Source organism: Streptomyces hygroscopicus subsp. hygroscopicus, assembly GCF_001553455.1.
In the GTDB taxonomy this organism is placed as follows: Bacteria; Actinomycetota; Actinomycetes; order Streptomycetales; family Streptomycetaceae; genus Streptomyces; species Streptomyces hygroscopicus.
This window is the reverse complement of the sequence record NZ_BBOX01000538.1, coordinates 1-8386: the sequence shown is the minus strand read 5'-3', so window position 1 is coordinate 8386 and position 8386 is coordinate 1. Positions and strand designations below refer to the sequence as shown.

General features: G+C 73.8%; 6 protein-coding genes and 1 pseudogene. 5 read left to right on the top strand and 2 right to left on the bottom strand.

Annotated elements, in window-relative coordinates:
* The coding region (locus AXW62_RS38280; RefSeq protein WP_159061065.1) for a serine/threonine-protein kinase at positions 1-913 on the bottom strand (913 nt) is incomplete at its 3' end.
* 339 nt (positions 914-1252) lie between these two features.
* Here AXW62_RS38280 and AXW62_RS38275 point away from each other — a divergent pair.
* The 3 genes from AXW62_RS38275 (at position 1253) to AXW62_RS38265 (ending at position 4350) form a co-directional block, all read left to right on the top strand.
* Complete coding sequence (locus tag AXW62_RS38275; RefSeq protein WP_060948416.1) at positions 1253-2614, top strand: aspartate aminotransferase family protein; 1362 nt, start codon at positions 1253-1255, stop codon at positions 2612-2614.
* 255 nt (positions 2615-2869) lie between these two features.
* A complete protein-coding gene (locus AXW62_RS38270) occupies positions 2870-3604 on the top strand; it encodes a GntR family transcriptional regulator (RefSeq protein WP_173669859.1) in 735 nt (244 codons plus the stop codon).
* A gap of 95 nt (positions 3605-3699) precedes the next feature.
* Entirely contained in the window at positions 3700-4350 is a 651-nt protein-coding gene (locus AXW62_RS38265; protein WP_030836094.1) for a putative DNA-mimic protein, read from the top strand.
* 269 nt (positions 4351-4619) lie between these two features.
* Here AXW62_RS38265 and AXW62_RS38260 read toward each other — a convergent pair whose 3' ends face one another.
* A complete protein-coding gene (locus AXW62_RS38260; protein ID WP_060948414.1) occupies positions 4620-5354 on the bottom strand; it encodes an SLATT domain-containing protein in 735 nt (244 codons plus the stop codon).
* A 233-nt stretch (positions 5355-5587) separates the two neighbouring features.
* Between AXW62_RS38260 and purD the strand changes: the two genes are divergently transcribed.
* Both purD and AXW62_RS38250 read left to right on the top strand, forming a co-directional pair.
* Positions 5588-6853 (top strand): phosphoribosylamine--glycine ligase, encoded by a 1266-nt coding sequence (gene purD, locus AXW62_RS38255; protein WP_060948413.1) that lies wholly within the window; start codon positions 5588-5590, stop codon positions 6851-6853.
* A 373-nt stretch (positions 6854-7226) separates the two neighbouring features.
* Positions 7227-8386, top strand: a pseudogene (locus AXW62_RS38250) (hypothetical protein); the annotation flags it as partial.

Here is an 8386-nt window from a genome sequence, read left to right as displayed (position 1 = left end):
CTCCCGGCCCGGCGGGCGTCTCCACCTCCAGGAGCTGCACCGCGTGCCGTCCGAGCTGGGCGACGAGCCCGCCGGGCAGCCACGGCTCGGTGTCCTCGTCCGCGCCGGCCGTCCGCTCCAGCAGCGCCTCCAGGGAGGGCCGGTCGTCCGGGGACTTCTTCAGGCAGTCGGTGACGAGCGGGCGCAGCCCCTCCGGAAGCCCCTCCAGGTCCGGCTCCTCCTGCGCGATGCGGTACATCACCGCGTGCACACCGCTGTCGACCGTGCCGAAGGGCTGCCGGCCGGTCGCCGCGTAGGCGAGCACCGAGCCGAGGCAGAAGACGTCGCTGGCCGGGGTGACCCGCTCGCCGCGCACCTGTTCGGGTGACATGAAGCCGGGCGAGCCGACGACCGCGCCGCTGCGGGTGAGGATGCCGTCGGTGACCGTCTCCAGCGCCCGCGCGATGCCGAAGTCGATGACGCGCGGACCGTCGATGGTGACCAGCACGTTGGAGGGCTTGAGGTCGCGGTGGACCAGCCCGGCGTCGTGGATGTCGTGGAGGGCCTGTGTGAGGCCGTTGGCCAGAATCCGGACGGTTCGCTCGGGCAGGGGCCCCGACTGGGAGACGATCGCGTGCAGGGAGGGCCCGGCGATGTAGCCGGTGGCGACCCACGGGGTGGCGGCCTCGGTGTCGGCGTCCAGCACCGGCGCGGTCCACGTGCCCCCGACCCGCTGCGCGGCGCGCACCTCCTGTTTGAATCGCCGCCGGAATTCGGCCTGTTGGGCGAGCTCGGTCTGGACGAGCTTCACCGCCACCGTGCGGCCACGTGACGAGTGGGCCAGGAACACCCGGCCCATGCCACCTGCGCCAAGGCGCCGCAGCAGCCGGTAGTCACCGATCCAGCGAGGGTCCTCCGCCCCCAGGTCTTCCATGCGTAGATCGTCCCTTCCCCTGAATCCCCCTGATCAGCCCCTTGGAGAGAATAAAGGCGGCTGAGAGCGAAGTGGACGACGCGGACGATCCGTTATCGGTTCCGTATCCGTCCTGTGCCACTCCCGGCATCCCGGCGCCGCCCGGCGGCCGACCGCCGGGCGGACGCGGGATGCCGTACGACCGGCCAGGACGCCCGCCGGAGCGACGGCGGGCCGACCCACTCGGGCCGACACACTGCCGGGTGACGTGGCCGAAGCCATACACCTTGGCGGTGGGCGGTCGCTCCGCGGGCTCCGTACGCTGGTCCCGCCCCGACCCGCGAGCGACCCGAGGTGAACGTGTCCGTGCATCCCAGCCCCGACCCCGCGGCCGGCGCCGCCGTCAAGGCCGCCGACCGCGCGCATGTCTTCCACTCCTGGTCCGCCCAGGGCCTGATCGATCCCCTCGCCGTCGCGGGCGCCGAAGGCTCGTACTTCTGGGACTACGACGGCAACCGCTACCTCGACTTCTCCTGTCAGCTGGTGAACACCAACATCGGCCACCAGCACCCCAAGGTCGTCGCCGCGATCCAGGAGCAGGCCGCGAAGCTGTGCACCATCGCCCCCGGCTTCGCCGTGGACGTGCGGTCCGAGGCGGCGCGGCTGATCGCCGAGCGCACCCCCGGCGACCTCGACAAGATCTTCTTCACCAACGGCGGCGCCGAGGCGGTGGAGAACGCGGTCCGCATGGCCCGGCTGCACACCGGCCGCCCGAAGGTGCTCTCCGCCTACCGCTCGTACCACGGGGCCACCGCCGCCGCGATCAACCTCACCGGCGATCCGCGCCGTTGGGCCTCCGACACCGCCTCGGCCGGTGTGGTGCACTTCTGGGCGCCGTTCCCGTACCGCTCGCCCTTCCACTCCGACGGCGAGCGGCAGGAGTGCGAGCGCGCGCTGCGCCACCTCGAGGACACCATCGCCTTCGAGGGCCCGCAGACCATCGCCGCCGTCGTCCTGGAGACCATCCCCGGCACCGCCGGGATCATGGTCCCGCCGCCCGGCTATCTGGCCGGGGTCCGGGAGATCTGCGACCGCTACGGCATCGTCTTCGTCCTGGACGAGGTCATGGCGGGCTTCGGCCGCACCGGCCACTGGTTCGCGGCCGACCACTTCGGCGTCGTCCCGGACCTGCTCACCTTCGCCAAGGGCGTCAACTCCGGCTATGTGCCGCTCGGCGGTGTGGCGATCTCCGCCGAGATCGCCGCGACCTTCGACCAGCGCCCCTACCCGGGCGGTCTCACCTACTCCGGCCACCCGCTGGCCTGCGCCTCGGCCGTCGCGACGATCAACGCGATGGCGGAGGAGGGGATCGTGGAGAACGCCGCCGCGATCGGGGAGAACGTGATCGGTCCGGGGCTGCGGGAGATCGCCGAGCGCCACCCCTCGGTCGGCGAGGTGCGCGGGCTCGGCGTCTTCTGGGCGCTGGACCTGGTCAAGGACGAGCGGACCCGCGAACCGCTCGTCCCGTACAACGCGAGCGGACCGGACAACCAGCCGATGGCCGACTTCGCCGCGGCCTGCAAGCGCGGCGGTCTGTGGCCCTTCGTGAACATGAACCGCACCCATGTCGTGCCGCCGTGCACCATCACCGAGGCCGAGGCCAAGGAGGGGCTCGCGATCCTGGACGAGGCGCTGAACGCGGCCGACGCGCATACGGCGTAGCGGCCCGGCGCCGGCTCGCTTCCGCGTCGGCTCGCTTCCGCGTCGGCTCGTTTCCCCGCGCCGGCTCGTTTTCGCGCCGGCTCGTTTCCGGCCGCTGCCCGTTTGCCCTCCAGCCACCGCCCGACTGCCGCCCGGTGTGTGCCCGGTGTAGACCACCGCCCTGCTCTGCGTGTTCCGCGCACGGCCCTCGCATATCGTGATGCGAGGGCCGTCCGCTTTTCATATACCGACGGCCGTGGAAGGAGACGGTCCTCGATGCCCGTGCCCGGCACCAGCCCGGTCAAGCGGAACACCCTGCGGCAGCAGATCGCCGACGCGCTCTGCGACGAGGTGCTCGCGGGCAGGCTCCCTGCGGGGCGCCAGTTCACCGTCAAGGAGATCGCCCAGCAGTACGGCGTCTCCGCGACCCCCGTCCGGGAGGCGCTGCTGGACCTGTGCTCCCAGGGGCTGCTCGATGTCGAGGAGCACCGCGGCTTCAGGGTCCACGAGTTCACCATCGAGGACTTCCGGCACATGGTCGACGCCCGCACGATGGTGGTCGAGGGGGTCTTCCGGCACTACGTCGACCAGACGCTGCGCGCCATGACCCCGCAGGCGCTGGCCTCGGTGCGGCGCCGGGCCGAGGAGGCCGAACGCGCCGCCCGCTCCGGTGACCTGGACATCCTCATCGGCTACGACCTGCGCTTCTGGCGGGAGATCTGCGGTCTGGTCGGCAATCCGTACGTGCTGGACTTCCTTCAGCGGCTGCGGGTGCAGACCTGGGTCTTCACGGTGCCGTACCTGCGCCGCGTCCCCGATCTGCGCGGCAAGTTGTGGGCGGGGCACTGCGAGTTGATGGAGGCGGTCACGCGCGGGGACCCCCACGACTCCGAACGGCTGATAGCGGCGTACAACGCGCATTTCCGTGCGCTCATCGAGCAGTTGGTGGCGCGGGAGGAGACGCGTGCGCGGACCCGTCCGGGGACCGGTCCCGAGGCCAACTCCCCCTGAACCGCCCCCGCTGACGTCCAGCGCTCTTCGCCCCGCGTACGCGGGGCACTACGCTGGGCCGACCATCGACCGTACGGATACGAGAGTGAGATCGCGTGGCATGTGACCTCTGGCTGGTCCCCCTCGTCGATGTGCTGTGCCACAGCCCCGACAACCCCTTCGCCGAAGAGATCGCCGCCTACGACAAGGCGCTCGGTGAGGCCGGTCTGCCGCCCGTACCCGTTTTCAGTTACATGCCGGGACTGTCCGGGGACGTTGCCCCGGTCGCCGGTTTCGACTACGACGCGCTGCACTTCCTCCGCCGCGCCTATCTGCTGCAACTGTGCGGCCTCGCGGTGACGCCGGTGGACGAACTCGGCGGCGACTACGAGCAGTTGCTGGAGATGTTCGAGCCCACGGCCCAGCAGTCGCACCTGGTGTGGCACTACGACCACGCGGGCGCGTACGTCCCCGTGGACTTCCAGAACCCGCTGTCCAACGACGAACTCCTCGAGGGCGGCGGCCCCTTGGGCTCCAGCCATGGACTGCTGCGCGAACTGGAGGCGGTCGCCCCGGCGCTCGGCATCGACCCGTCCAACCCGCCGGCCGCGCCCGCGCCCCCGCCCCGCCCGACGAGCCTGGAGGAACCGGCCGCGTCGGTCCCGTACGAGGACAGCCCCTTCGCGCGGGAGCGCCATGTGTGGCTGGGGCTGCACGCGGCGGCGACGCGCAGTCTGGGCCAGGGCTCGATGATCGTCTTCAGCTGACCGCTCACACGGGCGCCTTCCGTCTGCGGCAGGCGCCTTCGGCGGGCGTCTGCGGGGGCTCCTTCGGCGGGTCTTCGGCGGGTCGTTGGCAGGCGTCTTCGGTGTGCGCCTCCCGGCGGACGTCTCCACGGACGTCGTCGGCAGGCGTCTCCGGCAGACGCCCACGGCAGGCGCCCCAGACGTCCACCTCAGACGCCCACGGCGGACGCCCTCGGCAGACGTCCACCGCAGGCGTCCTCGGCAGGCGCCCTCGGCAGGCGTCACGGCCGTCAGCGGGGCGGCTCGGGGGGACGCTGCCGCGGCATGTTGGGCCGGGCGGGACCCGGCGGCAGCGGAAAGCGGCTCGCGGGGCTCCCGCTGTCCGGACGGGGGCCCTGGGCCATCAGCGACTGGGTGAACAGCGGCGCCGAACCGGAGCCGAAGTCCACCATCCAGCCCGCCGTCTCGGCCCGCACCAGCTCCGACACGTCCTCACAGAACCGCCGCAGCACCGAAAGACACCGCTCCACGGCCTCGCTCGCGGTGCCCTCGGCCGGGCCCAGCACCTCCCGGACGCTCTCCGACGCCCAGTCGAACTGCAGCGCCTCCAGCCGCCGCTGCACCGCCTGTGCCGTGGCCATGTCCCGCATCCAGCCGGAGGTCAGCCCGAAGAACCGGTCGCCGCCGACGCAGGCGACCGCCAGCAGCAGCGCCGGCGCGCCCCAGCCGGCGCCGCCGTCCAGCGCCCCGATCAGATCCAGCAGCGCCAGCACGCCCCCCACGACCGCCGCCACCGCGGCCCCGAGCCGCAGCACCCGGGCGGCCCGCCGCTTCCACACCCGGTCGGCGAGGTACCACTCCGCGACCTGGAGCGCGCCCTCCTCGACCCACTGGTACAACTCGTCGAGCCGCTCCGCGGGCTCCCCCCAGTCGCCGTGCGGGAAGGGCCGGCCGAGCAGGTCCCCCTGTCTCCTCGCACCCTCCTGCCGAGGGAGCCCCTCGGGCTGCATCTCCGGCTGACTCACCGTGCAACTCCCTCTGCGGCGGCGTTTCTCCTGGCGCGCGGCTGATGCGCGACCACCATTCCTACCGCCGAACGGCTGGCCACGCGGACCCGATCCCGGGGATTCCGCCCGTAAGAGCTGTCCCGTCCGGTATACGACCGCCCGCCCCTCACCCAAAAGAGTGCCCTGGCCCGATGTCTCACGGAGCGACCCGTCGGCGGGTGGCGCCCGGCCGAGGCCGTAGGGTGCATACCGTGAAGGTCCTCGTCATCGGCAGCGGTGCCCGCGAACACGCCCTGTGCCGCGCTCTCTCCCTCGACCCCGACGTCACCGCACTGCACTGTGCCCCCGGCAACGCCGGCATCGCCGAGGTGGCCGAGTTGCACGCGGTCGACGCGCTGGACGGCGCCGCCGTCGCCGACCTCGCCGCCTCCCTGGAGGTGGGCCTGGTGGTCGTGGGGCCGGAGGCCCCGCTGGTCGCGGGGGTGGCCGACGCCGTGCGCGAGCGCGGGATCCCGGCCTTCGGGCCGTCCGCCGAGGCGGCGCGGCTGGAGGGCTCCAAGGCGTTCGCCAAGGACGTGATGGCGGCGGCGGGCGTGCCCACCGCCCGCGCCTACGTGTGCACCACGCCCGCCGAGATCGACGAGGCGCTGGACGCCTTCGGCCCGCCGTACGTCGTCAAGGACGACGGCCTGGCCGCGGGCAAGGGCGTCGTGGTGACCGAGGACGTCGAGGCCGCCCGCGCGCACGCGCTGGCCTGCGGCCGGGTGGTGATCGAGGAGTTCCTGGACGGCCCGGAGGTCTCCCTCTTCGCGATCACCGACGGCGAGACCGTGGTCCCGCTCCAGCCCGCCCAGGACTTCAAGCGCGCCCACGACGGCGACGAGGGCCCGAACACGGGCGGCATGGGCGCGTACTCCCCGCTGCCCTGGGCCGACCCCAAGCTGGTGGACGAGGTCGTGGCCACGGTCTGCCAGCCCACCGTGGACGAGCTGCGCCGCCGCGGCACGCCCTTCTCCGGTCTGCTGTACGCGGGCCTGGCGATCACCTCGCGCGGGGTGCGCGTGATCGAGTTCAACGCCCGCTTCGGCGATCCGGAGACCCAGGTGGTCCTGGCCCGGCTGAAGACCCCGCTGGCCGCGGTGCTGCTCGCCGCCGCCACCGGCCGTCTCGACGCCGAGCCGCCGCTGCGCTGGAGCGACGGGGCGGCCGTGACCGTGGTCGTCGCCTCGCACAACTACCCGGGCACCCCGCGCACCGGCGACCCGATCACCGGACTGGCCGAGGTGGCGGAGCAGGACGGCCCCGAGGCGTACGTCCTGCACGCGGGCACCAAGCGGGACGGCGCCTCCGGTGCGGTGGTGAGCGCGGGCGGCCGGGTGCTCTCCGTCACCGCGACCGGCTCCGACCTGGCGACGGCGCGCGAGCGGGCGTACCGCGCGGTGGGCCGGATCGGTCTGGAGGGCTCCCACCACCGCTCCGACATCGCCGCGAAGGCGGCGGCCGAAGCGGGCTCGTAGGCGGAGCGGCGCCGCAGCGGGAGCGGCGGCGCAGGAGAAACGGCGCCGCAGGGGGAGCGGCGGCGCAGGAGAAGCGGCGGCGTAACGACTCTCACAGACGGGGCCGGCAACGGCCCCGGAGACCACTTCCGGCTGCTCACAAGGGGCCTGGCATCGGCATCGCGGAGTTCCCGGTTTTACCCAAGGCCATTCCATCGGGTGAGCGCTTCCGCATCCTGCTGACGCGCGCCCGGCCCCCAACTAGTGTGCCGCTCAGGCGAGGTGCGGCAACTGGCCCACCGGCATTGCGGAGTGGACGGCCGGTGCGACAGTGGGTGGGGAGACACCAACGCCGCCGTCGTCCGCTGCTCACACACCGGCCGGACAGGAGGGGGTGACGAGAACCGTGGCAGGTCCCGAAGCAGGGGTACCGGAGGCGCGCGCCCGCGCCCTCGCGGTCCTGCGCATCCGGAGCGCCGCGCTCGCCGTCGCGCTCCTCCCGGCCGCCGCCGCCGTCGTGCTGCTGGCCGGAAGCGCCACCGGCCGCATCGGCGGCTCGCACGGCGACGGCTGGACGGCCCTGCGCTGGGCGGTGACCGGCGGTGCCCTGCTGGTGCTGCTGCTGGCGGCGGCCGTGGCCGCCGTGGTCGTCCGGGCCAGGCCCGCGCTCACCCCGACGGTGCCCGTCGCCGAGGAGACGGCGCCCGACCTCTACCGGCTGGTCCGCGATCTGGCCGAGCGCCTGGAGGTGCCCGCGCCCTCGGCCATAGCGCTCACCCCGGACTGCGACAGCTGGCTGGAGGACCGTACGCATCCGGCGCACACCAACCGCCGGGAGCGCCGGGACCGCGGCGCCCTCGCGGTCGACAAGTCCCGCGCCGTCCGGGGCGTCCGGGCGGCGCCCGGCCCCGCCGGTGCGGACCGGGCCGCGGACCGTCCCGGCCGGCGCGTCCCGCGGGCTCCGGTGCTGGTGATCGGCTCGCCGTTCCTGTGGTGGATGCGGGTCGCCGAGCTGCGTGCGCTGCTCGCCCCGGTGGTGGCGGGCACCGGCCCGTCCGTCCATCCCGACATAGCCGCCGCCCGCCGCTTCGTGCGCGGGCTGGACGCCGCCGTGGCCGTCGCGGCCCGCGGCGGCGAACCGTCGTCCGGCCCCGCCCCCGCCCTGGTGGCGGTGGTGCGCCGGCCCGCCTTCGCCTTCGTCGGCTGGATCGCCCGGATGCTGCTGCTCGGCTGCCGGGACCACGCGGCCGGGATGGAGCGCGCGGTCGCCGCGGAAGCCTCCGAGCGGGCCCAGTCGGTGGACTACGGGCTGCGGATCGTCGCCCAGGAGCAGGTGGGCCTGGCCTACGCGGGCTGGGACCGGCTGCTGACCCGGGTCGCGCTGCCCGCCTGGCGGATGGGCCGCTGGCCCTCCCGGCTGGACGCGGGCGTGGTCTCGGCGCTCACCGAGCTCTCCCGCCGCGACCGGCTCGCCGAGGGGGTTCACCTCCCGGCTGAGCGAGCGCCCCGCCTGTGACCTGCTGGAGGAGCCCGGGGTGATGGACGAGGCCACCT

What these genes read in the sequence shown, in the direction of transcription:
- AXW62_RS38270 (WP_173669859.1), top strand. Translation starts at nt 2,870, where the DNA reads ATGCCCGTGCCCGGCACCAGCCCGGTCAAGCGGAACACCCTGCGGCAG.